This window comes from Nonomuraea deserti (assembly GCF_004348685.1).
Taxonomy (GTDB): Bacteria; Actinomycetota; Actinomycetes; order Streptosporangiales; family Streptosporangiaceae; genus Nonomuraea; species Nonomuraea deserti.
This window is the reverse complement of the sequence record NZ_SMKO01000008.1, coordinates 31,838-58,828: the sequence shown is the minus strand read 5'-3', so window position 1 is coordinate 58,828 and position 26,991 is coordinate 31,838. Positions and strand designations below refer to the sequence as shown.

Sequence of the window (26,991 nt, the reverse complement as noted above, 5' to 3'; positions counted from 1 at the left end):
AGGAAACTTTCCTATTAGATTGCGGGTCATGCCCATGAGCGGTGACCTGCTGCGCCTTGCCGACGCCGTCCTCTTCCCCGGTTTCGCCGGACACGAACCACCCGACTGGCTCCGCCGCCGGCTCGGCGAGGGGCTGGCCGGGGTGGCGCTGTTCTCGCGCAACATCGCCGGCCCGGCCCAGGTGGCCCGGCTGACCTCCGCCCTGCGCGCGGAGAACCCCTCGGTGCTCGTCGGCGTCGACGAGGAGTCGGGCGAGGTCACCCGGCTGGAGGCGGCCACCGGCAGCAGCCGCCCCGGGGCGTACGCGCTCGGCGTGGTCGACGACGTGGCCATGACCGAGACCCTGGCCGCGGACCTCGGCGCCGACCTGGCCCGCGCGGGCATCACCATCGACTTCGCCCCCTCCGCCGACGTGAACTCCAACCCGGACAACCCGGTCATCGGCCTGCGCTCCTTCGGCGCCGACCCCGCACTGGTCTCCCGGCACGCCAGGGCGTTCGTCCGCGGCCTGCAGTCCGCCGGAGTGGCCGCCTGCGTCAAGCACTTCCCCGGCCACGGGGACACCACGGTCGACTCCCACCACGGCGTGCCCGAGATGGCCGCGGACACGGTCGAGGACGCGCTGCTGCCGTTCGCGGACGCCGTCAGGGAGGGCGTCAAAGCGGTCATGACGGGCCACCTGCTCGTGCCCTCGTACGACGGCGAACTGCCCGCCACGCTCAGCCCCAAGGTGCTCACCGGGCTGCTGCGCGAGGAGCTCGGGTTCCAAGGGGTGATCATCACGGACGCCATCGAGATGGCCGCGGTGGCGGCGGCGTACGGGATCGGGGGCGCCTCGGCCCGCGCCATCGCCGCCGGGGCGGACGCGATCTGCGTCGGCGGCGAGCACGCCGACGAGGCCACCGCCACGGGGATCCGCGACGCGATCGCCGCCGCGGTGACCCAAGGACTGCTGCCCGAGGACCGGCTGGCCGACGCCGCTCGTAGGGTCCGCGAGCTGGCGGCATGGACCGCGTCCTCGGGCAGCCCATCCGACGTCGTCCTCGCCGGAGCCGCGGGCGACGGCGGCGCCGGGCTGGTGGCGGCCCGGCGGGCCGTCAGGGTCGTCCGGCGCTCCACCACGCCGGCGCTGCCGCTGGCCGCGGCCCCGCACGTGGTGGAGCTGGTGCCGGAGATGAACCTGGCCATCGACCGGCACACCCCCTGGGGAGTGGGCGAGCCGCTGGCCGGGCTGCTGCCCGGCACCGTGGTCACGCGCATGGCCGCGGGGGAGACGACCGGTCCGGCACTCGAACGGCTGCTCGGCGCGGCGGCCGGCCGCCCCCTGGTCGTGGTGGTCCGCGACGCGCACCGCCACCCGTGGCAGGAAGAGGCGCTGAGGCACCTGCTGAGCGCCCGCAAGGACGCCGTGGTGGTCGAGATGGGCCTGCCCGCCCGCTCGGACCTCGGGGCCGTGCACATCGCCACGTACGGCTCCGCCCGGGTCTGCGGCCAGGCCGCCGCGGAGATCCTGGCCGGTAGTCTCTGAGACCGTGAACTTCGACGGCGAGGACCTCTCACACAAGGCGCTGGCCGAACGGCTCTCGGCCGGCGAGACACACGTCTTCCGCGGATGCGACCTGACGGAGGCCGACCTGTGGGGCGCCTCCCTGGCGGGGGCCCGCTTCGAGTCGTGCGTGCTGGAGCAGACCGACTTCCGCAAGGCCGACCTCGACGGGGCGGTCTTCACCGGCGGGGGCGGGATGCGCATCCGCTTCAACGACGCCGACCTCATCGACGTCACGTTCACCGACGTCGACCTGTCCTCGGCCCAGTTCGGCGGCGCGCTGCTCACCGACGTGTCCTTCACCGGCTGCCGCATGATCGGCGCCGCGCTGACCGCCTCGCGCGGCACCGGTTTCACGGTCACCCGCTCCAACCTGACCCTGGCCAACCTCGGCGGCTGCTCGCTGCGCGGCGAGCACATCGAGGGGGTCCGCTTCGACGACGCCGACCTGTCGGGCTGCGACTTCACCGAGGCCACGCTCAGCGACTGCCGCCTCATCGGCACGCGCCTGCTGAACACCACGTTCACGAAGGCCGACCTGCGCGGGGCCGACCTGGGGCAGCCCGACGACGCCAAGCTCCGGGCGTTCGCCGGCGCCGTCATCAACCAGACGCAGGCCAACGCCATCCTCGCCGCCCGCGGCATCACGGTCGTCTGACCCGCCGGGTCGAAGCCGGGGCCGCACCGAGGCGGATCTCCGCGCCGGCGGGCTCAGCGCCAGGCGGAGATCCGCTTCCCTGGCGGGCTCAGCGCGCCGGCAGGCGGGCCAGGGCGGTCTCGGCCTCGGCCATGACGCGGTCGATCAGCTCCCGGCATGACGGCAGGTCACCGATGACCCCCACCACCTGCCCGGACGCCATCACCCCCAGATCCGCCCGCCCGTCCACCATGGCCGCCCGCAGCAGCACCGGCGTGTTGGCCGCCTGCAGCACCTGTGCCCAGGTCAGCTCCCTGCCCCGCCGCATCCGCCGCCCTTCGCGGATCAGCCCGGCCCATGACAGCCCCGACAGCCGCCGGAACCTGACTCCGTTCGCCACCGCCCGCACCAGCCGCGACCGTTCCAGCGAGGTCACGAACGGCGTCCGCAGCACCCTGTGCGCGACCCCGTCCACCTTGGTGGTCACCACGGTCTCCCGCGCCGCCAGATAGAGCTTCTTGACCTCGTCCGGCACGGGGGAGTCGCTGGTCAGCAGGAACCGGGTGCCCATGGCGATCCCGCAGGCGCCGTACGCCAGCGCCGCCACCAGCCCGCGCCCGTCGAAGAACCCGCCGGCCGCGATCACCGGGATGTCCACGGCGTCCACGACCTGGGGCAGCAGCAGCGTCGTGGCGAGCGGCCCCGTGTGGCCCCCGCCCTCGCCTCCCTGCACGATCACCGCGTCGGCCCCCCACCCGGCCACCTTCTCCGCGTGCCGGAGCGCCCCCACCGACGGGATCGTCACCACGCCCGCGTCCTTGAGCCGGGCGATCAGCTCCCGCTTGGGAGCCATGGCGAACGACGCCACCCGTACGCCCTCGCGGACCATCACCTCGACCCGTTCGGCGGCGTCGCCGGCGTCGGAGCGGATGTTGACCCCGAACGGCGCGTCCGTGCGCTCCTTCACCCGCCTGATCGCCGCGGTCATCTCGGGCACGGACATGGTCGCCGCCCCGATCACGCCCAGGCCGCCCGCCCGGGAGACGGCCGCCGCCAGCCGGGCGCCGGCGACGTACCCCATGCCGGTCTGCACGATCGGATGCCGGCAGCCGGTCAGCGAGGTCAGGGCGGTCCTCACGCGGCGACCTCCCGGTCGCGGGAGCGCGCGGGATCGAGCCGGTCCAGGACGAGCAGCTCCTCATCGGACGGTTCCCGCGTCCGCGGGACGTTCGGCGGGATGCCGAGATCGAACCCGGTCGCCGCCACCACCTCGTCCACGCTCACCCCAGGATGGACCGACACCAGCCGCATCGACCCATCTGGGGCGCCGAAGTCCAGGACGGCCAGGTTCGTCACCACTCGCCGCAGCTCGAACGCCCCGCGGTCGGTGCCGAGCCCGCTGACCATGTCCACCTCGGGCACGAACACCCGGGGGGAGTGCCGGGGGATCCAGTAACTCGTCGGGTCGCACCGCGTGTTGCCCGGCGCGCCCCGCACGCCCAGCAGTTGCGCCTTGGGCCGGGCCCAGTCGCCGATGCAGGAGATGTTCGTGTTGCCGTACCGGTCGATCTGGCTCGCGCCGAGCATGACGTGGCGGCGGCCGTTCAGCACCAGCCACAGATGCTCGCGGAACGGCAGCCACCCCTCGACCACCTCCGGCGCCTCGCCCAGTGCGGGCACGTCTCCGGTGAGCAGGCAGGCGCCGTCGTGCGTGAGCAGGCCCGGCTCGAACGTCAGCCGCGCCAGCCGCGCCGCCAGCACCGTGACCGCCCCGCCGATCCCGGCCGCCAGGATCTCCCCGTCGCCCCTGAACGCCTCCGCGCACGCCACCACGCACACGTCAGCCCTACCGCTCATCCCACTCCTCCCAGGGCGATTCCGCGTAGCGCCGCTGGAGCGCCTCGTCGCGCCCGTAGTCGGGCTCGCACGAGGTGAACCCGGCCCCGCCGGGCGCCTCCACGACGCCCGTCACCATCGACCGGCTGATCAGCAGCGACTGCAGGGGGCCCTCCTCGAGCAGGTCGTCCACCACCCGCTCGCACGACACGTAGCACCGCGCGGCCGCCTTGGCGTAGAGGTCGTCGAGGTACGGGTCGGGACCCAGGTACTGCGCGTTGCCCCGCACGTCCGCCCGGTTCATGTGCACCAGCGCCACGTCCATCGTCAGCGCCGGGACCGCGACCAGCTCCTCCCCGTCCGCGTACGGCGACCGGACCGTCCGCAGCCCCGGGTTGACCCGCATCACGTCCGACCCCAGCCCCGCCCGCGTCGGCAGGAACGGCAGCCGGTGCGCCGCCGCCAGCAGCCCGAACATGAACATGCCCTCGTCGTACTCGGTGAACTCGATCGCCCCCGCCTGCCTGGCCCGGCGGAAGTGCGGCTCCAGCGGGATGGAGTCGAGCGTGACGAACGGGGCCACGACCCTGCGCGCCTTCCCCGCCGCGCAGAGCATGCCGACGTCGGGGCCGCCGTACGAGACGAGGGTGAGGTCGCGGACGGGTGAGCGGAGGACCGCGCGTACGAGGGCCATCGGCTTGCGGCGCGAACCCCAGCCGCCGATCCCGACCGTCATGCCGCTCTCCACCGAGGCGGCGACCTCCTCGGCCGTCATCACCTTCGTCATGCGAACCGCTCCCTGTGCCGGTCGCCCGCGCCCATCAGGTTCAGCTCGAAGGTGAAGCCCTGCTCGAAGCGGTAGCTGCGGTTGACGTCCACCGGGTCGATGCCGTTGAGCGACTCCTTGGCGCAGCGGATCACGTACGGGTCCTTCGCGGCGATCTGTTCCGCCACCTCGGTCGCCGCGTCGCGCAGCCGGTCGCGCGGCACCACCTCCAGCACCGACCCGAACGCGTGCAACTCGGCCGCCGTGGCGTTCCTGCACGTGTAGACCATGGCCCGCATCAGGTGCGGCGGCACGAGCCTGGCCAGGTGCGTGGCCGCGCCCAGCGCGCCCCGGTCGACCTCGGGCAGCCCGAAGTAGGCGTCGTCGCTGGCCACCACCACGTCGGCGTTGCCCGCCAGCCCGACGCCGCCGCCCAGGCAGTGCCCGTGCACTGCTGCGATCACCGGCACCGCGCACGCGTAGACCGCCGCGAACGCCGCGTGACACGCCCGGTTCACCGCGACCAGCCGCGCGTGCCCCTCGGCGTCCCGCAACTCCTTGATGTCGACTCCGGCGTTGAACCCGCGCCCCTCGGCACGCAGCACGACCACCCTGGTGCCCGGGTCGCGGCCGGCCGTCCGTAGGGCCTCGGCCAGCTCCTCCCAGGCCTGCACGGTCAGCGCGTTCACCGGTGGCAGGTCCACGACGACCTCCGCGATCGGCCCGGCCCGCAGCGTGATCCCCAACCCGACTCCCTGGTTGCACCTAACGCTTGCTTGGTACGGTAGCACCCGTGACCGTGACTTACGACTACACGGGCAGGGCCGTCCTGGTGACGGGCGGCACCAAGGGCATCGGCGCCGCCATCGCCGGGGCCTTCCACGACGCGGGCGCCGCCGTCACCGTCTGCGCCCGCACCCCACCCGGGCCCGCAGCCGATGCGTCCACCCACATCCCACCCGGGCCGGTGGCCGCCCGCACCCCACCCGGGCCTGTGGCGGCCGGTGAGATCCGGTTCGTCCAGGCCGACGTGCGCGTCCCCGAGGACGTCGACCGGCTCGTCGCCGGCTTCGACCGGCTCGACGTGGTGGTCAACAACGCGGGCGGGTCGCCGTACGCGCCGATGGACGGCACCTCACCGCGCCTGCACGCCCGCGTCATCGACCTCAACCTGACGGCCCCGCTGCTCGTGGCGCAGCGCGCGTACCCGCTGCTCGCCGCCTCCTGCGGCGCGATCGTGATGATCGGCAGCGTCAGCGGCAGCCGCCCCTCACCCGGCACCGCCGCGTACGGCGCCGCCAAAGCGGGCCTGCACCACCTGGCCCGCTGCCTGGCCGCCGAGTGGGCCCCGCGCGTACGCGTCAACACGGTCGTCGTCGGCCTGGCCGCCACAGCCGGCGCCTCCCCTCACTACGACCCTCACCAGGGCGGCACCGTTCCGGCGGCCGGCGGCGAGGCGGAGGCCGGCCGGACGGAGACCGGCCGGATCGCGGCGGCCATCCCCGCGGGCCGGATGGCGACACCCGGCGACGTGGCCCAGGTGTGCCTGTGGCTGGCGGCGCCCGGCTACGTGACCGGCGCCGAGGTGCGGGTGGACGGCGGCGGCGAGACCCCGGCCTGGCGCCACCTGGCCACACGATCCGCTGAAGACCACGCACGTGCGGAAGGCAGGGGCTAGCGCACCAGGCCGGGGACGACGTAGATCCCGTCCGCCCGCGGCGAGAACAGCTCGCGTGCCCGCCCCGTGCGCACATCGACGGCGTAGACCATCGACGAGGGACCGCCGCGCGGCTGCTCGCGGCTCGCGAGCAGGACCACCTCGGTGGCGCTCAGCCAGCCGCCCAGCCGTGCGGGGACCAGGCCCTCGGGGATTCCGGACACCGCGGTACGGCGCTCACCGCCACCGGTGATGGCGTCGAACGTGACGATCGTCCCGTCCCCGCGCACCCTGGGCTCTCGGTCGGGATCGACGACCTTCCCCAGCCGGGCGAGCGTGCGGCCGTCCGGCGCGAGGGCGCTGAAGTCGTAGGTGAACTCCCGGAGGGTGATCGGGTCGTGTCCCAGCAGCCGCACCCGGGTGGCCGAGTCGTACGGCCTGGCCAGCACGACGGGCCCGTCGCCGTCGGACACGCTCACCGGCCACCACCCCCGTTCGAGCTCGCTCACCGTCCCCTTCACGACGTCGACCAGCTTGTTGGGCTCTCGCTCGCCGCCCCAGCCGGAGACGATGAAGCGCAGCCCGCTGGGCGACAACCGCAGGGCGTACTCCGCCGCGAAGTCCTCCTCGGGCTGAGTCAGCGGCGACGTCCAAGTCTTGCCCGAGGCCAGGTCGCGGACGACGATGGCGTGGTGCTCGCCGCTGTAGTAGGCGATCCTGCGGCCGTCCGCGGTGACCGAGACGGGCCCCGGTCCTGAGGGGATCTCGTAGGTGTCGCCGCCGCGCGTCACGATCCGCCAGGGGAGCGTTCGGCACCCGCCGGACGAGGTGGGGCGGCAGCGCGGCTGATAGGCCTGCTCCACAGGGCCGACGCCCCTGGCGGGCAGCGGCAGGGCCCTGGTCTCCGGAGGGGTGAGCACGATCGGCGGCTGGGGGCGTACCTGCTGGATCAGCACGGCGGTCCCGGCGGCGATCACGCACACCACGGCGGCGGCGACCGCGGCCAGGCGCGTCGCCCGCCTCCTGCGCGCGCCTCTGAGGGCGCGCTCGGCCAGGTCGACCTCGGGCGCGTCCGCCCCCAGGGCCCGCAGGTCCTCGCGCAACGTTCTCATCGGTACGCCTCCTCGGGGGTGACGCTGCTTCGGCGTGAGCTGGGCGAGCGCGTGGCGCAGGGCCAGGCGGCGCACGGTCGCCTCGTCGTGCGACTGCCCGAGCTCGGGCAGTTCGGCTCCCTGCAGTTCGACGTGCCTGCGCCTGCGCCAGGAGATGCTCTGGTTGACCAGGGCCCTGCGGGCGTACGCCTCGGGGTTGCCGCCCTTGGCGAGCTTGGTCCAGTGGGAGGCGACGCGGGGGAGGACCGTCTGCAACAGGTCCTCGGCAAGGTGGGCGTTCCCTGTGAGCAGGTACGCCGTCCGCATCAGCGATTGCTGGCGGGAGCGCACGAACTCGTGGAACCCCTCATAACGGTCCATGCTCTGAAACAACTCCGCAGAGGGGTGCCGCGTTGGAAGCGTCAGCGTAGCGACGTACGGGTCGTGGTGGCGGGTCGAAGCGGGCCTGGCCCGGCGGGTCACCGGCGTCTCGTGACGGCGCCATGGCCGAACAAAGTTCTGATCACTCAGAGCTACTCATCGGCAACGTACAGTTATATGCTCGCACTGGCCTTGATCCGCTGAGGTCAACAAAGGTCAATGGGGCTGGTGGTGCGCTTTCGGGCCCACGGCGTCCGCCGCCCCCGGCGACTTCCATACCGGTGAAGGAGCAGAAGTGATCAAAAGGGTGTGCGCCGCGGCCGCGGTGTCGGCGGTCGCCGGCGGGCTGCTGTTCGCCGTCCCCGCTCACGCCGATGACGTGGCCGGCCCCTGGGATGGGCGCTCCTGGGCGACCAACTGGAGCCGTAACAGCGACTCGACCCAGTCCGGCAACAACTTCGCCGACGTCTTCGCCGCCAACCGCGGCCAGGACGACTCGACGAACGTCAACAACGTCAACGGCATAGCCCCGACCGCCACCAACGGCGGCATCACGGTGATCTACATCTTCGACTGACCGGCTGACGTCCGACCAACCCGAACAGTGACCCGAACAGTGAAAGGACCTCACATGAAGAAGCTCTGCGTGTCCGGCATCGTCGTCGCCGCCGCGACCGGGATGGCCCTCATGTCGGCCCCCGCGTTCGCCGACACCAACGCCGGCAACGCAAGCCGCAACCGCAACGCCATCCAGTCGGGCAACAACTTCGGCAACGTCGTCAACAGCAACGTGAGCGGTCGCGGCGCGACCGGGGTCAACAACGTCAACGGCGTCGCCGTGACCGCGACCCACGGTGGCGACGTGGCCATCGACGACGTGCTCGACTAGTCCCGCCCCGCGGCGCCGCGGTCCGCCAGAACGCGCGCGCCACGAGCCCCGGGCCAGGCCGGACCCGCCGGGAAGGTGCTCGCCGCCGTCCCCGCACCCTTCCCTGTGACGGGACCGGCCTGGCCCGGCTCTTTCAGCAGGAGATCCCGCCGTCCACCGGGATGACCGTTCCTGTCAGGTACGCACCCGCCCGCGACGACAGATAGATGGCCGCGCCCGCCATGTCCTCGGGGCGCCCGATGCGGCCCATGGGCACGCTGGAGGCGATGCTCTCGCGGGTCTCGGGGTCGTTCAGGGCGAAGGCCATCATCTTGGAGTCGAACGGCCCGGGCGCGATGGCGTTGACCGTGATGTGCTCCTTGGCCAGGTGTCTGGCCAGGTGCCGGGTGAGCATGTGCACGGCCGACTTCGTCGAGGAATAGGCATAGCTCGGCAGCGCCGGCACCTTGATCCCGTCGATCGAGCCCACGTTGATCACGCGTGCCGGGTCGTCCGCGCTCGCCGCCTCCCTGAGCCTCGGCAGGAACCGCTGGGTCAGGTAGAAGACCCCTTTGACGTTGATGTTCCAGAGCTTGTCGAAGGCGTGCTCCGGATATTCCTCCAGCGGCGCCCCCCAGGTGGCGCCCGCGTTGTTGACCAGCACGTGCAGCGGCCCGTCCACCGCCGACACCAGTGACTCCAGCCCTTCGGGCGTCGACAGGTCGGCCGGCACCGCGACGCAGCCCAGCTCGGCCGCCGTCTTCTCGACCTCGGCCGTCTTGCGGGCGGATATGTAGACGGACGCCCCCGCCTCGACGAACCCGGCGGCGATCATGCGCCCGATGCCGCGCGATCCGCCCGTGACGACGACTGTCTTGCCTTCCACCGAGAACAGAGTCATGTTCCGGAAGCATGCCATACCGAACGGTCGGTTGCTAGCCGACGACGGCTCCGCACGGCCGCCGTACGACGCCCGTCCCGCCCGCCGGCTTCAGACGCCGGGGAGCCGGCCGTTGCGGAACAGGTCGACGAACTTCTGGTGGTCTTCGCGGGCCTGCGCCCCGTACCGATGAGCGAAACCCACCAGCATGCCGATAAATCCGGACCTGTCGCTGCCGACCACGTCCACGATCGCCTCCTCCGTCGAGAAGTCGACGAGGTCGTGGCTGGACTCGTCATCGGCCACCGAGTGCATCCGCGCCACCGCCCGTCCCAGGTCCTGGACGATCGAGCGCAGCTCGGCCGGTTCGTTCACGTCGTCCCAGTCCAGGTCCGCCGAGTACGGGGACACCTCCGCCACCAGCTGCCCCACCCCGTTGAGCGTGGTGTATCCCAGCCACGGATCGGCGTAGTCCTGCAACGCCCGCTGGGACTCGGCCGTACGGTGCCCCTGGTGCTTGAAGTACGCCGACACCTTCTCGTCGGTGATGTGCCGCGCCACGGCGGGCGCCGCCGCCTGCTTCATGTACAGGATCACGTCGTTCTCCAGCGCCTGCGAGTGCCCTTCCAGCAGCAGGTTGTACGACGGCAGCCCCGCCGACCCGATGCCCACGCCCTTGCGCAGCGCCACGTCCTTGATCACCTGCTCGACCGGGTCCACCCGCACCGGCAGCGTGGTCAGGTAGTCCACGAACGCGCCGAGCACGGCCTGCCTGGTCGCCGCGTCCACCGCCTCCCGTCCCGCCATGAGCGCGAAGCGCCGGTCGTAGCCATCGATCACGGTCTCGACGTCCAGCAGCGCCACCCGCGTGCGCAGCCGGGCCGTCTGCAGCACGCGGTGCAGCACGCCGGTGGTGGTGTCCAGCGTGAGCGAGCCGATCGCGTCGTCACCGCCCGCCGCGATGGCGGCGAGCTCGACCAGGTACGCCCCGGCGAAGTCGGTCACGAGCACGCTGATCGAGTCGTCGGACAGCGCCTTGGCGTACCCGAGCAGGGCCACGCTGGCGGCGAACCGCTTGAGGTCCCAGACGTACGGGCCCACGTACGCCTCGTCGAAGTCGTTGACGTTGAAGACGAGGACGCCGGAGGCGTTCATGTACGTGCCGAAGTTCTCCGCGTGCAGGTCGCCGTGGATCCACACCCTGCTGGTCGGCCCGTCGAGGAAGGAGTCGTCCGCGTACTCGCCGGTCATGTCGGCGTAGAACAGGCAGGCGCTGCCCCGGTAGAAGGCGAAGGGCGAAGCCGCCATTTTCCGAAATTTCCGCCTGAACGCCGCAGGATCTTCCTTGATCGACTCGCCGAACTCCGTCATGAGGACATCGAGCAGGAACGAAGAGCGTGTGCCCATACTCCGGACAGTAGATCTCGACACCCCTCCCGCCTACCCTGATCTTTCCCTGATCATCAGGGTGGCGCCTCCCGCGGGAGGGTCACGGGTGCTGCGAGGAGACCGAGACCACCTCGCCCGTCATGTACGAGGAGTAGTCGCTCGCCAGGAAGACGATCACGTTGGCCACCTCCCACGGCTCCGCCGACCGGCCGAACGCCTCCTTGGCCGCCAGCTCCGCCAGCAGCTCCTCCCCGGTCACCTTCGCCAGATGCGGGTGCACGGCCAGCGACGGGGCCACGGCGTTCACCCGTACGCCGTGCCCGGCCGCCTCCAGCGCGACGCACCGGGTCAGGGCCATCACGCCGGCCTTGGCCGCCGCGTAGTGCGCCTGGCCCGGCTGGGCTCGCCAGCCGAGCACCGAGGCGTTGTTGACGATGGCACCCGAGCCCTGCCCGATCATCTGCCTGAGCGCGGCCCTCGCGCAGCGCATGGTGCCGGTCAGGGTGACGTCGACGACCGTGTGCCACTGCTCGTCGGTCATCTCAGCGAGCGGGGCCGTGCCGCCGAGCCCGGCGTTGTTCACCACCACGTCCAGCCTGCCGTGCGCCTCGACCGCCGCGTCGAACAGCGCCAGCACCTGCGCCTCGGAGGTCACGTCGCACGGAACCGCCAGCGGCTTGACGCCGATGACCTCGGTCAGGGCCTCCGCGGCGGCGGCCAGGCGGCGCTCGTGCCGGTCGGAGACGACGACCGTGGCGCCCTCCTCGGCGCAGCGCCTGGCCGTCGCGTATCCGATGCCGGCTCCCGCGGCCGCCGTGACCAGCGTCACCTTGCCGTCGAGCAGGCCGTGCGCCTTGGGGTGGGGCTGGGGCATGAGCGGTCCAATCAGCGGGGGAGTCCCAGGGTGCGCTCGGCGATGATGTTCCGCTGGATCTCGCTGGATCCGGCATAGATCGTGTCCGCGCGGCTGAACAGGTAGAGGCGCTGCAGCTCGTTGAGCCCGCCGTCGGCCACCAGCCCGGCCCTGCCCTGTACGGCCTGCGCCAGCTCGCCCAGCCGGCGGTGCCACTCCGACCAGTAGAGCTTGGCGATCGACACCTCCGGGCCGGGGTCGGGGCGCAGCATCCTGAGCGCGTTCAGGCGCATGATCTCCAGCTCCAGCCACGATCTGACGAGCCGGTCGCGCAGCACGGGATCGTCCGCCGCGCCCGTCCGCTCGGCCGTCGCGATCACCTCGGCCAGCTCGCGCCGGAAGCCGATCTGCTGCCCGAGCGTGGACGCGCCGCGCTCGTAGCCGAGGGTGGCCATCGCCACCCGCCAGCCGTCGCCGGGCGCGCCGAGGACGTTGCCCGCCGCCGTGCGCGCGCCGTCGAAGAACACCTCGTTGAACTCGGACGTCCCGGTCAGCTGGACGATCGGCCGGACGACGACCCCGGGCTGGTCCATGGGGACGAGCAGGTAGGACAGGCCGCGGTGCCGCTGCGAGCCCTCCTCCGTACGGCACAGGACGAAGCACCAGTGGGCCACGTGCGCCAGCGAGGTCCACACCTTCTGGCCGGTGACCACCCACGTGCCGCCTTCCAGGCGGGCCCTGGTCTGGACGTTCGCCAGGTCGGATCCGGCCTCCGGCTCGGAGTAGCCCTGGCACCACAGCTCCTCGCCGCGCTGGATCGGCGGGAGGAACCGCTCCTTCTGCTCGTCGGTGCCGAACTCGAGGACGGTCGGCCCGATCAGCCCTTCTCCGATGTGACCGACCCTGGCGGGGGCCCGGGCCCTGGCGTACTCCTCGTGGAAGGCCACCTGGTCCTCCAGGGAGGCGGCGCGGCCGCCGTACCGACGGGGCCAGCCCAGGCAGGTCCAGCCGGCCCTGCCGAGGTGGCGCTCCCACGCCAGCCGTTCCTCGTGTCCCTCGTGCTCGCGTCCGGGGCCGCCCAGCCCGCGCACGTGGGCGAACTCGCCGCTCAGCGCCTCCTCCAGCCAGGCCCGCGCCTGCTCGCGAAGGCCGCCCGGCGTCTCCGGGTCAGGCAGGCGCAACGAAGCCGCCGTAGTCGCCGCGGAAGAACACCAGCGGGCCGCCGTCCGCGTGGGTGTCGAGCTGGAGCACCCGAGCCACCACGATCATGTGGTCGCCCGCCAGGTGCTCGGCCTCGACGGCGCAGTCGATCCAGGCCAGCGCGCCGTCCAGCACGGGGTTGCCGCCGGGGGAGCCGGTCCACGTCAGGCCGGCGAACTTGTCGCCGCCTTTGGCCGCCAGCTGGGCGCACACGGACTGCTGGTGCTCGGCCAGCACGTTGACCGTGACGACCTTGGCGCCGCGCACCTTGGGCCAGCTCGTGCTGGTGTGCGCGACGCAGAACGCCACGAGGGGCGGATCGAGCGAGACCGAGGTGAAGGAGTTGGCCGCCAGGCCGCAGGGCTCCTCGCTGACCGGCTCGACCGCCGTGATGGCCACCACGCCGGTCGCGAACCTGCCGAGCACCTGGCGGAAGCGGAGGGTGTCGAGGTGGCCTTGTGAGGGGCCCGGCGGCATGGCGGCTCCGTTGCGGACTCTGCGCTGATGGGGCGTCGGAAGGCCGCGACAGCCGTCCGGCGCGATGAGCCGGGCAGCGTGTGTGCTCATGGTCCGCCTCCTCGTCCACCGGGTGCGCCTAATCTTACCAAGCGCTTGCTTGGACGGTAGGGCGAACCCGGGAACAGTGTCAAGCCGGGTCGCCAGAGGTGCGTTGACATGGGTGAAATGTCCTGTCTAACGTGACGGATGTGCCCAAGCGCTTGCTTGCTTTCTCTGACCTGACCGCGATAGCCGGGGTCGGCTACACCCCCTTCACCAAGAACTCGGGCGTCAGCACCCTGACGCTGGCCTGCCGTGCCGTGCTGGCCGCCCTGGAGGACGCCGGGCTGCCCGTGGACCAGGTGGACGGCCTGGCCACGCACCGCGTGGGCGACTCGGCCCCGCCGACCCTGGTCGGCCCCGCCCTCGGGCTGACGGACCTGGCCTGGCACCTGGACCAGTTCGGCGGGGGCAGCGTCTCGCACGCGGTCGTCGGCCAGGCCGCGCTGGCGGTCGCGACAGGCATGGCCGAGACGGTCGTCTGCTACCGGGCCGTCAACGCCCGCTCGGAGTTCCGTATGGGCGGCACCGGCCGGGGCGTGCCGGTGAGCCCGGAGGTGCAGTACCAGGCCCCGTACGGCTATGTCGCGCCACCGCAGCAGTACGCCATGTACGCCCGCGCCCACATGCTGAAATATGGGACAAAAGCCGAGCACTTCGGGCAGCTGGCCGTCACCCAGCGCGCGAACGCGGCCAAGAACCCCCGCGCCCTGATGCGCATCCCCATCACCCTGGACGACTACCTGGCGAGCAGGTGGATCGCCGAGCCCTTCCGCCTCCTGGACTGCTGCCTGGAAACGGACGGGGCCTGCGCCGTCGTCGTCACCACGGCCGAACGCGCCCGCGCGCTGCGCCGCCCTCCCGTGCTGGTCTCGGCCGCGGCCTGGGGCGGCGGCACCACCCACCTGTCGGGCCCCGGCGCCGACCCCACGGTGACCGCGGCCGCCGCGCTCGCCCCGCGCCTGTACGCGCAGGCCGGTCTCGGGCCGGACGACATCGACGTGGCCGAGCTGTACGACTGCTTCACGTACTCGGTGATCGTCCAGCTGGAGGACTACGGCTTCTGCGGCAAGGGCGAAGGCGGGCCGTACGTGGCCTCGGGCGCCACCGCGGCCGGCGGCCCGCTTCCGGTCAACACACACGGCGGTTTCCTGTCCGAGGGCTACGTCCACGGGATGAACCACATCGCCGAGGCGGTCTCCCAGCTGAGGGGCGACGCCGGCGAGCGGCAGGTGCCGGGCGCGGAGGTGGCGCTGTCCACGGCCCAGCCCGGCTACATCCTCCCGGCCACCTCGGCCCTGATCCTGCGGAGGCCGTGATGGCGCGATACCGTCCGGAGCCCGACCGGGATTCCCGGGAATGGTGGGAGCGGGTCGGCAGGCGGGAGTTCGCGGTGCAGGTGTGCGACGCCTGCGGCACGGCCCGCTTCCCGGCGAGGGCGTTCTGCGCGCGGTGCCGTACGGAGGGCGCGCACTGGCGGGAGGTGGCGCCCGAGGGGACGGTGGAGAGCTGGATCGTCAACCACCAGCCCTTCGTGCCCGGCCCGCGGGAGCCGTACGTGGTGGTGATGGTCAGGCTGGCGGCGGTCCCCGGCTGCTTCGTGTACGGGAACTGGCGCGGCCGGCGGCCGCCGGAGCATGGCGAGCGGGTCACGGCTTCCTACACCCGGGTCGACGCGGACCTGACCCTGGTCGACTGGCGGCCAGGGCCCTAGACGATCGTCGGTCGCTGCGCAAGGTCTCGCGCTGGTTGATCTTGTGCAGCAAATTCGATTGGTACCGGAAAACCCCACCAGCCCCGCCTTTCCCAACCGGCTCACAGGTCGGGCTCCGAGGGTTGATGATGATGCAGTAGGCGTCAACGCGGACGGCTCGGTGGTGGCTGGCGTGAGAGGTTCTGGCGTGGTGACGGGCGCGACCGTGAGGTCGTGGGTCGTGACCCTGCCTGCCCCTGGGCCTGCCACTGGGCCTGCCTCTGGGCCTGCCCGCGTGCCTGCCTGCCCCTGGTTGTGTCCGCCCGGCCTGGCCCGGGCGCCGCCTGACCGGAGCGAGCCTCGCAACGGGAGAAGAGGCTGCAGTTCGGTCGAATTCCCGGGCAACTGGTCGGTCCTCGGAGGAAAACGCGTCCTGGCGGGCGTGGGGGACCCGCCAGGACGCGCTTCCTGCCCCGTGTGCGACGGCGCCAGGACTCCGGCGAGGGATGGAGTCCTAGACCGTTAGCTCACACACGGAGTCGATGGGGAGCACGAAGGCTCGCGCTGCCGGCAACATGCGGCGATGTTGAGCTGAGTCAATGGGGTCATCGTCGGGGTGCGTGACGGGGGCGCCACCCTCCTCATTCCAGACAAAGGTTCCGTCTTCGCACCACACGGTCAGCTCAGTCGACGCCGATTGCACGGAGGTGCCATTGCTCTGGTAGGTGTGGGTGAACCCCTGGCGACACAACACGTAACGCAGTAAACGTGTTGCATCGCGAGAGGCATGCCAGCGCGGGTATGGCATATCCGTGCGGTCCGGCAACACTGGCCTTCACCTCCTCACCGGCCTATAGATGGATTTGTACCAACGAATGGATGATGGGCCGGGCGAGGGGGTTTGGTCAAGGGGTTGTGGCCTGCTAGAACCAGATCGTCTAAATTGTTGGAACAAAAGGGGTGAAAGTGGCAAGGTCGGTGCTGTATCAGCAGGTGGCTTCGGAGTTGAGACGAGCCATCTACTCGGGTGTCCTCGGCCCCGGGGCGCAGCTGCCGACCGAGGCGCAGCTCATGGAAGACCATGGGGTGAGCAGGAACACCGTCAGGTTGGCCCTCGGCGAACTCGTCAACGAAGGGCTGGTCACGCGCACGCCGCGGCGCGGGACGGTGGTCCGAGACCGCAGACCGCTGCTGATCTATCCGCAGCGGGAGCTGGAGCCGCAACCCAGTGGGGAACTTCGGGAAGCCTTCGCCTACGCCGTGGCGCAGGAGGGCCGCGCCCCGAGCCAGTACATCGAGGTCCTGACGGTGTCTCCGGTCGAGGAGATCGCCAGCAGGCTGGAGTTGGCCGATGGGGAATTGGCGGTGGTGAGACGTCGTCTGCGGTTCGTGGACGGCCAGCCGTACAACACCAACGATTCCTACTTTCCACGTGATCTCGTCGCCGACTCCGAGATCGCCAGGCCCGGAGACATCGCGCGAGGGGCGAACCGGGTGCTGGAGGAGCTGGGGCATGCTCAGGTGCGCGTCGTCGACGACATCTCGGCCCGCATGCCCAACCAGGAGGAAGCCGAGCGCCTCCAGCTCGAACTCGGCACGCCAGTCATGGTCTATGTCCGTGTTGGTTTCGACGGGGCCGATATGCCCGTGCGTGTCGCGGTGTCGGTACTGCCCGCCGACAAACATCTGATCAGATACGAGCTCGATCGCCGCTGAAGAGCTCGTTCGAAGGGGTGATCCCGCCGGCCGGGCGCAGCGAGAATTAGCCGCCTCGCTGGCCTGGGGGAGTCGTGCATACTCCCCCAAATCGCCATTTATCCATATATATCGGGTTAAGGCCCATTTCGGCCACCGCGCACCATCGCGTCATCACGCTTTGTGCCAGCGCGGGCACCCAACGCAACGGGAGTTGTATTATGCACACGAACACGCTGCTTCATCCGCTCGCGCTCCGGCGCGCGGAACCCGCGGACCTTCCCGGCGTACTCACCCTCCTGGCGGACACCGCCGAGTGGCTGCATACGCAGGGTCTAAGGCAGTGGCCCCGCGGGGGTTTCGGTCCCGAGCGGATCGAGCCGCTCATCGAGGAGCGGGTGCTCTTCCTGCTCGACGACGAGCTCAGATATCTCGACCCCGACGAAGCGGCACCACCGGTTGCCACCATAGCCCTCGACGACCACGCCGACCCGGAATTCTGGACACCTGCCGACGATCCGGGCGCGGCGCTCTACATCCACAAGCTCGCCGTCGCCCGCCCGTGGTCGGGCAGCGGTCTCGGCGACGCCCTGCTGGACTGGGCCGGAGCCGCCGCCTGCTCCGCGGGGCTGCCCTGGTTGCGGCTCGACTGCGCCAAGGGCAATCCGCGGCTGCAGCGCTACTACCGCTCCCGGGGATTCCGGCACGTCCGCACGGTGGACCTGCCGCACCGGTCCTCCGGGGCCCTTTTCCAGCGCCCGTCGCTGGACCTTCCGGCCACGGCCTTCCGTGACCTGACGATGGCGGAGCTGATCAGCGCCTGACGCACCTGGCCCGGCCCCCGCGCGGGGGCCGGGCCCGCGTGTGCGTCCCGTGGACGGGTGGACGCCCCCCCGTCCGCGACCATCGGCAGCCCGCCGGTGCGCGGTCCCGTACGGGGGCTCTCAGACCGGCGGAGAGGCGCTGTGGGCGTGTCATCGTGCCGCCTTTTGGGCTACGGCGGCAGAAGGGTGCAGAGCACCATATAACCTCTCCTGCATGACCGGATCCCTGCTCGAGGTGATCGCGCTCAACGTGCGCGACGCCGTGGCCGCTGAACAGGGCGGAGCCGACCGGCTCGAGGTCGTCGCCGACATGGCGGCCGACGGGCTGACCCCCTCCCCGGAGACCGTGGCCGCGATCGCCGCGGAATGCCCCCTCCCCCAGATGGTGATGCTCCGACGCGACGCCGGCTTCACCGCCGACGCCGACGCGCTCGACCGGCTGGCCGGCGAGGCCAAAGCGCTGGCGCAGGCGGGGGCGGCGGGGTTCGTGTTCGGATTCCTGGACGGGGCCGGCGCCGTCGACCTGGCGGCCACCGAGGCGCTCATCCACGCCGTCTCCCCGCTGCCCTGGACGTTCCACCGCGCCGTCGACCACGCCGCCGACGTGCAGGCGTCGTGGCGGGCCGTGCGGTTACTCCCCAACCTGGCCACCGTGCTCACCTCGGGCTCTCCCGCGGGCGTGGGGAACGGGCTGCCGGTGCTGAAGGCGCGCGCCGATGCGGGCGACGGCTCGATCATCCTGGCCGGTGGCGGCCTGCGGCCGGCGTACGTGCCCTCCCTGCTCGACTACGGCATCCGCGCCTTCCACGTCGGATCAGCCGTGCGGGCGAGCTGGTCGGACCCGGTCGAGTGGCGCCTGGTACGCCAGTGGCGCGCCCTGGTCGAACGCGACTGAGCCGCGGCCCGCGCGGAAGGGCTCGCGGAAGGCTCATGAAAGGGCTCGCGGGAGGACCCGTGGAAGGACCCGTGGAAGGGTTCACGGGAGGCTCATGAAAGGGCTCGCGGAAGGGCCAGGTCGGCGCGGCGGAGGGCGGCCGCCAGCGTGCGGATGGTGGCGGGCTCGTCCATGACACCTCCTCCGGCCTCCCGCTGCTCCTCCCACGCGCTGACCCGCTCCCGGTAGGAGTCGTAGCGGGCCAGGTGGAAGGCGTAGACGGCGGCGAACCTGCTCACCAGGTGTGACGGGTGCATGTCCCAGCCCTGGTAGTAGCCGTGCCGCAGCGAGTGCCTGACGAGCTCGGCGTGCCGGCGCCACAGGGCGTGCACGTCCCCCTTCCGGCCGGAGGCCGGCGAGGCGGCCAGCGAGCCGTCGGACAGCTCCACCCCCGTGCCGGCGAACGCGGTCTGCATCACGTGCCTGGCGTGGTCGCAGGCCGGATGATCGAGCCGCTGCTCGTGCGGCGGCAACCCGATGGCCGCCGTGTAGTCGAAGACCCCGAAGTGCGCCGCCGCCAGCCGGCCCTCCAGCGACCCGGGCAGGTCACCGCGCAGGAAGTGCAGCGTCTGCGGCGCCTCCACCTGCATCTCGAACCGCAGCCGCGTCCCGAGCCCGCTCTCCAGCCGCGCCAGCACCCCGGCGAACTGCCCGAGGTACGCCTCCATCAGCACCTTGGGAAAGGTCACCACGAACCCGCCGGGCAGTTCCCCGGCCCGCGAGACCACCCCCGTGACGAACCCGTCGAGCGTGCGCACCGACCGCTCGGGGTCGCCGTCGGCGAACGACTTCACCCGCAGTCCCCACCGCCGCGGCAACGCCCCGGCGGCGTGCAGCGCGGCCACCGCCTCGGCCGCCTGCTCCACGTGCCCGTCCTCGACCTCGCCCGGCCGTACGCCGTAGCCGTCCTCGAAGTCGACGCGCACGTCCTCGACCGGCTCGGACGCGAGCTTGCGCACCACCCGCTCGTGCACGGCCGGCGCCAGCCCGCCGGGCACGCCGAACACCTCGGCCAGCTCGCCAGGGCCGGCCAGATGGGCCTTGACCAGGGACGACGCCTGATCGCCCCACGCGGAGACCGTGCCGGCCGTGAACCGGTCGGCGGGGACGTAGACGGTGTGGACCGGCTGCCACCCCGGCTCGCCGGCGGGATAGCGGGCCTGCTGGATCGTGTACGTCTCGGCGAAACCCCTAAGGTCGGCACGCACGGAGCATGGCCTCCAAGCCCACGAGCTTGACGCGTTCGCCCCTGCCGAGCGACTTCGCCAGCTCCGCCTCGGCCGCCTCGATGGCCAGCCACTCCTCGTACGTCACGGGCCGCACCCCGCGCTCGGCCAGCAGCGCGTCGGCGGAGCCGCGGCGAGCCCGCTCGGTTCCCGCGAGGTCGGAGAGGAGCGTGCGCACGGTCTCCGCCGCGTCGGACTTGTTGGTGCCGATCACCCCGGTGGGCCCGCGTTTGAGCCAGCCCGCCACGTATTCGCGCTCGCGCACCCGGCCCGCCTCGTGCGGCACGGTCATGGTCGCCTCGGAGAACGGCACCCCGGGCAGCGGCACGCTCTGGTAACCCACGGAACGCAGCACCATGCCGACAGGCAGCGTCTCGAACTCGCCCGTGCCGACCACGCGGCCCTCGTCCGACAGCCGGGTGCGTTCGAGCGTGATGCCCTCGACCCGCTCGGTGCCGAGGATCTCCACGGGCCGCAGCCAGAAGCGCACGTCGAGGCGGCGCGGCCGGCCCACCGGCTCGCGCTCGGACCACGACTGCAGGACCTTGATGTTGCCCTGGACCTGGCGCGGGAAGTCGCCGCCCAGCACGACCGCCTCCTCGGGGCGGACGCAGACGTCGGCGTTGGCCAGCTCGCCGAGCTCGCGCAGTTCCTTCAGGGTGAACTTGGCGTGCTCGGGGCCACGACGGCCGATCATGTGGATGGCCTTGACCTGGCTGCCCTGGAGGCGCTCGAGCACGTCGTGGGGCACGTCGGTCGAGCGCAGCTCGTCGGACGTCTTGGCCAGCACCCTGACGACGTCGACGGCCACGTTGCCGACGCCGATCACCGCGACCTCGGAGGTGTCGAGCGTGAACCTGCCGGGGTCGACGTCGGGATGGCCGCAGTACCAGTTGACGAAGTCGGTCGCCGCCACGCTGCCCGGCAGGTCCTCACCGGGGATGCCGAGTTTCCTGTCGACCATCGCGCCCGTGCAGTAGACCACCGCGTCGTAGACCCCGAGCAGGTCGGCGACGGACAGGTGCTCGCCCAGCGTGACGCCGCCGAGGAAGCGCACCTCGGGCAGCTCCAGCACCCTCCGCAGGTAGTTGGCGATCGACTTGATCGACGTGTGGTCTGGCGCGACACCGTACCTGACCAGCCCGTACGGGGTCGGCAGGCGTTCGAGCACGTCGACATGGACAGGCTCGGACGACTGCTTGACCAGAGCCTCCGCCGTGTAGATCCCGGCGGGGCCCGACCCGATGACCGCCACGTGCAACGCCACGCTGCCTCCTAAGACCCGGTCGCACGAGACATGTGTCCCCTTAGGTACAACCGGCCGGTGTGATCGATGTATCCCCGATCGCCGGCCCGGATGAACGCGGCCGGTGAACAGCGCACAACCGGTCAGTGCCGACGTGGCCACTCTTCCGGGTCGCTTGCTCGGGTCGCTCGTCCGGGTCGCTCATTCGGGTCGCTCATTCGGGCCGCTTCCCAGGCCGTTTTTCAGGCACCGACCCCACCGTAACCCGCCCGTCCCTTCCAGGGGACCCCTGAGGCTCACGGCAGCCGGTCGCGCAGGGCCCGCTTGTCGATCTTGCCGTTGGCGTTGGCGGGCAGGGCGTCGACCACGATGACGCGTCTGGGCACCTTGTGGCCGGACATGTTGGCCCTCGCCCAGGCGAGCAGGGCCTCGGGGTCGGGCGTCACACCCGGGCGCGCGACCACGTACGCCAGGCCCGCCTCGCCCGCCGCCGGGTCGGGCACGCCGATCACGGCGGCCTGCGCCAGCGAGCCCTCGCGCAGCAGCAGCGACTCGACCTCGGCGGGGGAGACGTTGAACCCGTTGACGATGTAGAGCTCCTTCTTGCGGTCCACGATGGCGAGGTTGCCGGCCTCGTCGAGCACGCCGACGTCGCCGGTGCGCAGCCAGCCGTCGGCGTCCACGGCCTCGGCCGTCTTGGCGGGCTCGTTCCAGTAGCCGCGCATCACGCCGTAGCCGCGCTGCAGGATCTCGCCGCGCTCGCCGGGCGCGACCTCCTTGCCGTCGTCGTCGACGATCTTGACCTCGATGCCGGGCACGGGCCTGCCGGTGGTGTTCGCGATCACGTCGATGGGGTCGCCGGACCTGGTCATGGAGACGACCGTGCCCTCCATCAGCCCGTACGCGTTGATCATGCGCTCGAGCCCGACCCGCTCGACCATCCTGGTGATCAGGGCGGACGGTACGGCGGCGGCCCCGCAGATGGCCACCCGCAACGACGACACGTCCCACGAGCCCCGGTCCAGCTCGTCGAGCAGCCGGTGGAACAGGGTGGGCGGGCCGGCGAGCACGCTCGCCCGCTCGGAGGAGATCAGCGACATCAGCGCGTCGGGGGTGAAGACCGGGACCGGCACCATCGTGGCCCGGCGCAACACGCACGCGATGAGCCCGGCGTTCAGCCCGAACCCGTGGCTGAACGGGGCGATCACCGGGTAGCGGTCGTGCTCGCCCAGGGTGACGATCTCCGACCAGTCCCAGTAGCCGCGCAGGATCTGGGCGTGGTCGAGCATGACGCCCTTGGGCGCGCCGGTGGTGCCCGACGTCGACATGATCTCGCACAGGTCGTCGGGGCGGACGGCGAGCGCCCGGTCCTCGGCCTCCCTCTCGGAGACCTCCGCGCCCAGCGACCGTAACCCGGCCCCTGGAGTGCCCTCGTCGGGGCCTGTCCCAGGGCCCGTCCCAGGGCCGATCCCAGGGCCGATCCCAGGGCCGATCCCAGAGTCGATCCCTGAGCCGACCCCAGGGCCCGTCTTACGGCCGATCCCAGGGCCTGCCGCGGCGCCCATCCCGGGGCCCACGATCCGCAGGCCGGGTAGCGGCGGCAGCAGGCCGGCGAGCGGGGCGCTCGTCGGGCCCGCGCCTGTGATCAGAACCTTCGCGCCCGTCTTCTCGATGAGCTGGGCCGCCTCGATGCCCTTGTAGCGGGACGAGAGGGGCACGATGACCGCGCCCGCGTCCCAGATCCCGAAGGCGTGCGCCACCCAGTACGCCGAGTTCACCCCCCACATCGCCACCCGGTCACCCGGCTCGACGCCGAGGGCGATCAGGCCGCGGGCGATCCCGGCCGCCGCGGTCCGCAGCCCGGACAACGTCAGGCCGGCGCCGCCCTCGGCGACCACGGTGCCGTCGGGGTGGTGCTCGGCCTGGTCGCGCAGCATGCGGGGGAGCGTCCCCCAGTCCGGCATCGGTGCCATCGCGCCCTCCGTCGCCTCTCAGGTGATGAGCGCCCGGTCCCTGCCGAGGTGGTGGCCGCGCAGGTCGGTCACCGTCGCGGGGAAGGGCGCCTCCGAGACGTTCCCGGCGATCTCCACGTCGATCGAGACGGGGGTCAGCGCCCGGAGCGCCTGCTCGATCCGCGAGCGCCACATGGGGTTGGCCACCAGGCTCTCGCGGGTGAACGTCACCGTCAGCGCCGCCGCGTCCAGCGTCCCCGGGCGGCTGATCGCGAGCTCCCAGCCCGCCACGCCGTCGAGCTTCGCGAGCGCCTTATCGACGCGGGGCAGGGCCAGCCACACGCCTCTCACCAGGACGTGCTCGCCGGCCGTGTGGGCGGGCGCGGGAACGCCGGGGCCGTGCTCGGGGCCGATCCCGGCCACCAGCCCGGTCCTGAGCACGGCGTCGCCGAGCGTCGCGTGGCCCTGCGGGGTGAGGACGAGCTCGGCCAGCGGGCCGGCCGGCGCGGACAGGTCGTCCTTGGTCAGGGGAGCCGGGGCGAGCAGGCCGCCGGCGAGCGGCGTGAGCGGGTCGTCCTCGGCCGCGCGCCAGGCCAGGGCCGTGCCGCCGAACGGGCTCGCCAGCACTTCCGTGACGCGCGCCCCGAACTCGCCCGCCAGATGGCCGATCGTGCGCTTCGAGGCGATCTCGCCGGTGAGCACGATGGTTCTGAGGCTCAGATCCAGCGGGTCCAGCAGGAACTCCAGGTGCAGGCGGGCCAGGAAGTCCATCGCCCCCGTCGGCGTGCTGACCAGCGTGGTGGCCTTCAGCGCGGACAGCGCGTGGTGCAGCCGCATCCGGCCGCGCGGCCCGGTGCAGGCGGCGGCCGCGGCCACGTCGGCCGCCGCGGCGGTCCACAGCGCGCCCGCGGGCTCCGCCAGGGCCACCACGACGCGGTCGCGCTCGCCCACCCCCGCCGCCCGCAGCGCCGCGCCGGTCAGCGCGGACGCCGCCGCGCGGTCGTCCGGCCCCATCGGGAGGACGCTCGACGCGTCGGGGGAGACGAGGAGCAGGCCGGTGGCGGAGTGCCCGGCGGCACCGAGGTCGTCACGGGTCAGCCAGCGGGCCCCGGGGGTCACCGCGCCACCTCGGTCATGAACAGCGTCATCGCGTCGCACACCCGGTCGTGCGCCAGGCCGCCGACCTGCGCCTGGATGATGAGGTCGGTGGCGCCCGCCTCGGCGATCCTGGCCAGGGCCTTGCGCGAGCCCGCCACGTCGTCCACCACCACCATCAGGTTCTCGCGCAGGGTGGCCATCGCCTCCTCCGGCGGCAGCCCGGCCGCCAGCTGGCCCAGCACGCGGTGCGTGGCGTGGCGGGCGTCGTAGTAGTCGGGCGGGGTGACGAGGTTGACCTGGCGGCGGATGTACCACAGCACGGCGTCGGCGGCCGTGGCGGTCGCCTCGTCGCGGGTGGGGGCGACGTACCAGGGGATCATCAGGGCGACGCGCCGGCCGGCCGGGTCGAAGCCGCTCTCGGCCAGGCATTCCTGATATTTCGTGATGTCGGCGGCCACGTCGTCGATGCCCTTGAGCATCGTCATGCCGAGCAGGTTGTACCCGTTCCGCGCCGCCGCCAGATACCCCTCCAGCGACGTGGACGCCACCCACACCGGTGGATGCGGCTCCTGGGCCGGCCGGGGGTAGACGGCCACGTCGGGGATCTCGAAGAACGCGTTCGACCTGCTGACCGGCGCGCCGTCGGCCCGCCAGATCGCCAGCGTCGCCTCCAGCGAGTCCTCCCAGATCCGCCGCGACTGTTCGAACGGCCGCTGGAACGCCTGGTACTCCAGCGGCGAGGCGCCCCGCCCCGTGCCGAACTCCACCCGGCCGCCGCTGAGCACGTCCAGCGTGGCGACGCGCTCCGCCGTGCGGATCGGGGACTGGAACGGCAGCAGCACCACGCCGAGCCCCAGACGGATGCGCTCGGTGCGCTGGGAGATGGCGGCCAGCACCAGGTCAGGGGCGGAGGAGTGGGAGAAACCCCTGGTGAAGTGGTGCTCCACGAACCACGCGGTGTCGTACCCCAGCCGGTCGCCCAGCACGACCTGCTCGATCACGTTCTGGAACGCCTGTCGTTCGACGTCGCGGGTGCGACCGCGGACCTCCAGTTCGTATCCCAGGCTGATCCGTAGGGACGTCATCGCGCCTCCGGCAGGTTGGTGACCAAGCGCTCGCTTGGTAGAGCGTATCAGCGGCAAAGACTTGCGGGAAGGGCGCGGCGGCGATCAGAGTGATGCCCGTGAAGCGAAAGCGCGCGCCGCGGCGGCCCAAGGACGGCGCGCTCCCCGGCCCCGGTCCCGACCCCGGCGACGACGACCTCTCGCTCACGGGCGCCCGTGGATACGAGGCGTTCGGCCGGGTGATGGCCGCGCTCGCGACCGAGGTCGACTTCATCGAGTCGTGCCGCGACCTGACCTGGTGGCGCGGGGCCGACCACAGCTGGCACATCGAGTGGCGCGACGGCCCGTACGCCTCCGAGGTGGCCGCGCTCCTGTCGGGCCATGTCCGCGCCTCCGGCGGCCCGCTCGTCACCGAGACGGGCCCGGGCGGCGCGGGCTCGGCCGTGCTCGACGTGATGGGCGTACGGTTCGAGCTGCGCGCGATCGACCCCATGGGCCGGGCCACCCTGCGGGCGCGTTCCGGCTTCTGGCGGCTGTCCGAAGCCCTCGACACCACCCGCCGCACCAACACCCGCCACCCGTGGGAGGAGCTGCTCGGGGGCTAGGCGTCCGTGAAAACGCGAGCCGCCAGGCGGGCGCGGTGGGCCTGCGGAGGCCCGAAGAGCTGCGCGTCCGAGGCGGCGCGCTTGAGGTAGCGGTGCGCGGGATGTTCCCAGGTGATCCCGATCCCGCCGTGGACCTGGATGTTCTCTCCCGCCGCCGCCAGATAGGCCTCCGTGCAGTACGACCCCGCGATGGCCGCGGACACCTCGTCGCGGGCCGCGGCCTCCGCCGCCGAGTGGGCCGACTCCACCAGCAGGAGCAGATCGGCCAGCTTGTGCTTGATCGCCTGGAAGGACCCGATCGGCCGCCCGAACTGCCGCCGCGCCTTGGCGTGCCCGACGGCCATCTCCAGGCACCGCCGCGCCCCGCCCGCCTGCTCGGCGGCCAGGGCCGCGATGCCGAGGTCGCGCACGCGGGTCCACGACCCGCCGTCGCCCAGCCGGCGTACCGGGGCCCGGTGAAAGGCGAGCCGCTGCAACGGGCGGCTCACGTCCATCGTCGCGTACGGCTCGCGCCGCGTCGGCACCGCCTCCACCAGCAGCCCGGCGACGTAGACGAGCACCACCTGGCCCGCCGGCGCGTACGGGACGTCACCCGTGAGCAGCTCGCCCTCCAGCCGCAGGTCGCCGTCGCCCGGCAGCACCACGGTCGCGGTCGCCGAGCCGTCGGCCAGCGCGTTCAGCAGTTCCCCGGCCCTCCCGGCCCTGGCCGCCTCGACGGCCATCACCGCCGACTGCAGGAACGGATAGGGAGACAGGACCCGGCCCAGTTCCCCGGCCACGGCCGCCATCTCGGCCGGGCCGCAGCCCGTACCGCCGTGCTCCTGGGGAACGAGCAGCCCGGCGATGCCCAGGTCGCGCGCGGACTGCTGCCACGACGCGCCGGGCCGGCCGGCGAGATAGGCCCGGACGGCGTCGCGCAGCTCATCGGGAAAGCCCACGGACGCATCTTAACCAAGCGGTTGCTTGCCTGTGTATTGATGACCCGATTTTGC

Annotated in this window: 27 protein-coding genes; 11 read left to right on the top strand and 16 right to left on the bottom strand. The window is 72.2% G+C overall.

Features of this window, described 5'->3' with window-relative positions; translation table 11 throughout:
* Positions 1–28: 28 nt before the first annotated feature.
* Positions 29–1,528 carry a glycoside hydrolase family 3 protein gene (locus E1292_RS05480; RefSeq protein ID WP_132592617.1) on the top strand — a complete coding sequence of 500 codons (1,500 nt, stop codon included), beginning with the start codon at positions 29–31 and terminating at the stop codon, positions 1,526–1,528.
* A gap of 4 nt (positions 1,529–1,532) precedes the next feature.
* The gene (locus E1292_RS05475; RefSeq protein ID WP_132592615.1) at positions 1,533–2,204 is read left to right on the top strand and encodes a pentapeptide repeat-containing protein; all 672 of its coding nucleotides are present in this window, start codon (positions 1,533–1,535) and stop codon (positions 2,202–2,204) included.
* A gap of 88 nt (positions 2,205–2,292) precedes the next feature.
* Here E1292_RS05475 and E1292_RS05470 read toward each other — a convergent pair whose 3' ends face one another.
* From E1292_RS05470 to E1292_RS05455, 4 genes are read right to left on the bottom strand one after another with little or no spacing between them, the layout of a single operon-like run.
* Positions 2,293–3,321, bottom strand: a complete 1,029-nt coding sequence (locus E1292_RS05470) for an NAD(P)H-dependent flavin oxidoreductase (protein WP_132592613.1) — start codon at positions 3,319–3,321, stop codon at positions 2,293–2,295.
* Positions 3,318–4,040, bottom strand: coding sequence for a CoA-transferase subunit beta (locus E1292_RS05465; protein WP_132592611.1), 723 nt, complete (start codon positions 4,038–4,040; stop codon positions 3,318–3,320). Before E1292_RS05465 ends, E1292_RS05470 begins: the two co-directional genes overlap by 4 nt.
* On the bottom strand, positions 4,030–4,806 hold the full coding sequence (locus E1292_RS05460) for a CoA transferase subunit A (protein ID WP_132592609.1): 777 nt from the start codon (positions 4,804–4,806) through the stop codon (positions 4,030–4,032). Before E1292_RS05460 ends, E1292_RS05465 begins: the two co-directional genes overlap by 11 nt.
* The gene (locus E1292_RS05455; protein WP_132592607.1) at positions 4,803–5,531 is read right to left on the bottom strand and encodes an enoyl-CoA hydratase family protein; all 729 of its coding nucleotides are present in this window, start codon (positions 5,529–5,531) and stop codon (positions 4,803–4,805) included. Before E1292_RS05455 ends, E1292_RS05460 begins: the two co-directional genes overlap by 4 nt.
* 47 nt (positions 5,532–5,578) lie before the next feature.
* Here E1292_RS05455 and E1292_RS05450 point away from each other — a divergent pair, with 47 nt between their 5' ends.
* Positions 5,579–6,463, top strand: a complete 885-nt coding sequence (locus E1292_RS05450) for an SDR family oxidoreductase (RefSeq protein WP_132592605.1) — start codon at positions 5,579–5,581, stop codon at positions 6,461–6,463.
* Here E1292_RS05450 and E1292_RS50920 read toward each other — a convergent pair.
* Positions 6,460–7,914, bottom strand: a complete 1,455-nt coding sequence (locus E1292_RS50920; protein ID WP_165974394.1) for a sigma factor — start codon at positions 7,912–7,914, stop codon at positions 6,460–6,462. The genes E1292_RS05450 and E1292_RS50920 overlap by 4 nt on opposite strands.
* Before the next feature lie 295 nt (positions 7,915–8,209).
* Between E1292_RS50920 and E1292_RS05440 the strand changes: the two genes are divergently transcribed.
* On the top strand, positions 8,210–8,491 hold the full coding sequence (locus E1292_RS05440) for a hypothetical protein (protein ID WP_132507353.1): 282 nt from the start codon (positions 8,210–8,212) through the stop codon (positions 8,489–8,491).
* A 54-nt stretch (positions 8,492–8,545) separates the two neighbouring features.
* Positions 8,546–8,803 carry a hypothetical protein gene (locus E1292_RS05435; protein ID WP_132507351.1) on the top strand — a complete coding sequence of 86 codons (258 nt, stop codon included), beginning with the start codon at positions 8,546–8,548 and terminating at the stop codon, positions 8,801–8,803.
* Between the two features lie 133 nt (positions 8,804–8,936).
* On the opposite strand, the gene E1292_RS05430 is transcribed toward E1292_RS05435, so the two are convergent.
* The 5 genes from E1292_RS05430 to E1292_RS05410 all read right to left on the bottom strand — a co-directional run bounded on the left by E1292_RS05430 (position 8,937) and on the right by E1292_RS05410 (position 13,671).
* Entirely contained in the window at positions 8,937–9,683 is a 747-nt protein-coding gene (locus E1292_RS05430) for an SDR family oxidoreductase (RefSeq protein WP_246089943.1), read from the bottom strand.
* A 90-nt stretch (positions 9,684–9,773) separates the two neighbouring features.
* The gene (locus E1292_RS05425; protein WP_132592601.1) at positions 9,774–11,069 is read right to left on the bottom strand and encodes a DUF2252 domain-containing protein; all 1,296 of its coding nucleotides are present in this window, start codon (positions 11,067–11,069) and stop codon (positions 9,774–9,776) included.
* An 82-nt stretch (positions 11,070–11,151) separates the two neighbouring features.
* Positions 11,152–11,925, bottom strand: coding sequence for an SDR family oxidoreductase (locus tag E1292_RS05420; RefSeq protein ID WP_132592599.1), 774 nt, complete (start codon positions 11,923–11,925; stop codon positions 11,152–11,154).
* An 11-nt stretch (positions 11,926–11,936) separates the two neighbouring features.
* Positions 11,937–13,085 (bottom strand): acyl-CoA dehydrogenase family protein, encoded by a 1,149-nt coding sequence (locus E1292_RS05415; protein ID WP_439331879.1) that lies wholly within the window; start codon positions 13,083–13,085, stop codon positions 11,937–11,939.
* A complete protein-coding gene (locus E1292_RS05410; protein ID WP_220446676.1) occupies positions 13,072–13,671 on the bottom strand; it encodes a flavin reductase family protein in 600 nt (199 codons plus the stop codon). Before E1292_RS05410 ends, E1292_RS05415 begins: the two co-directional genes overlap by 14 nt.
* A 152-nt stretch (positions 13,672–13,823) precedes the next feature.
* Here E1292_RS05410 and E1292_RS05405 point away from each other — a divergent pair, with 152 nt between their 5' ends.
* The 5 genes from E1292_RS05405 (at position 13,824) to E1292_RS05385 (ending at position 18,769) form a co-directional block, all read left to right on the top strand.
* Entirely contained in the window at positions 13,824–14,981 is a 1,158-nt protein-coding gene (locus E1292_RS05405) for a thiolase C-terminal domain-containing protein (RefSeq protein ID WP_132592733.1), read from the top strand.
* Positions 14,981–15,376 (top strand): Zn-ribbon domain-containing OB-fold protein, encoded by a 396-nt coding sequence (locus tag E1292_RS05400; RefSeq protein ID WP_132592597.1) that lies wholly within the window; start codon positions 14,981–14,983, stop codon positions 15,374–15,376. The genes E1292_RS05405 and E1292_RS05400 overlap by 1 nt, the downstream gene beginning before the upstream one ends.
* A gap of 957 nt (positions 15,377–16,333) precedes the next feature.
* The gene (locus E1292_RS05395) at positions 16,334–17,071 is read left to right on the top strand and encodes a GntR family transcriptional regulator (protein ID WP_132592595.1); all 738 of its coding nucleotides are present in this window, start codon (positions 16,334–16,336) and stop codon (positions 17,069–17,071) included.
* A 200-nt stretch (positions 17,072–17,271) separates the two neighbouring features.
* Entirely contained in the window at positions 17,272–17,874 is a 603-nt protein-coding gene (locus tag E1292_RS05390; RefSeq protein ID WP_132592593.1) for a GNAT family N-acetyltransferase, read from the top strand.
* Between the two features lie 214 nt (positions 17,875–18,088).
* Complete coding sequence (locus tag E1292_RS05385; RefSeq protein WP_132592591.1) at positions 18,089–18,769, top strand: copper homeostasis protein CutC; 681 nt, start codon at positions 18,089–18,091, stop codon at positions 18,767–18,769.
* A 92-nt stretch (positions 18,770–18,861) separates the two neighbouring features.
* Here E1292_RS05385 and E1292_RS05380 read toward each other — a convergent pair whose 3' ends face one another.
* From E1292_RS05380 to E1292_RS05360, 5 genes are all read right to left on the bottom strand, one after another.
* Positions 18,862–20,016: a DUF6986 family protein gene (locus E1292_RS05380; RefSeq protein ID WP_132592589.1), complete on the bottom strand. Its 1,155-nt coding sequence runs from the start codon at positions 20,014–20,016 to the stop codon at positions 18,862–18,864.
* A complete protein-coding gene (locus E1292_RS05375; protein ID WP_246089942.1) occupies positions 20,000–21,301 on the bottom strand; it encodes an FAD-dependent oxidoreductase in 1,302 nt (433 codons plus the stop codon). The genes E1292_RS05380 and E1292_RS05375 overlap by 17 nt, the downstream gene beginning before the upstream one ends.
* A gap of 275 nt (positions 21,302–21,576) precedes the next feature.
* Positions 21,577–23,253 (bottom strand): AMP-binding protein, encoded by a 1,677-nt coding sequence (locus tag E1292_RS05370; RefSeq protein WP_165974392.1) that lies wholly within the window; start codon positions 23,251–23,253, stop codon positions 21,577–21,579.
* Positions 23,254–23,271: 18 nt separating this feature from the next.
* A complete protein-coding gene (locus E1292_RS05365) occupies positions 23,272–24,351 on the bottom strand; it encodes a phenylacetate--CoA ligase family protein (RefSeq protein WP_132592587.1) in 1,080 nt (359 codons plus the stop codon).
* Positions 24,348–25,415 carry an LLM class flavin-dependent oxidoreductase gene (locus tag E1292_RS05360; protein ID WP_132592585.1) on the bottom strand — a complete coding sequence of 356 codons (1,068 nt, stop codon included), beginning with the start codon at positions 25,413–25,415 and terminating at the stop codon, positions 24,348–24,350. The genes E1292_RS05365 and E1292_RS05360 overlap by 4 nt, the downstream gene beginning before the upstream one ends.
* Positions 25,416–25,507: 92 nt before the next feature.
* On the opposite strand from E1292_RS05360, the gene E1292_RS05355 reads away from it, so the two are divergent.
* Positions 25,508–25,999: a hypothetical protein gene (locus E1292_RS05355; RefSeq protein ID WP_132592583.1), complete on the top strand. Its 492-nt coding sequence runs from the start codon at positions 25,508–25,510 to the stop codon at positions 25,997–25,999.
* Here E1292_RS05355 and E1292_RS05350 read toward each other — a convergent pair.
* Positions 25,996–26,937, bottom strand: coding sequence for an acyl-CoA dehydrogenase family protein (locus E1292_RS05350; RefSeq protein ID WP_132592581.1), 942 nt, complete (start codon positions 26,935–26,937; stop codon positions 25,996–25,998). The genes E1292_RS05355 and E1292_RS05350 overlap by 4 nt on opposite strands.
* Positions 26,938–26,991: the final 54 nt, after the last annotated feature.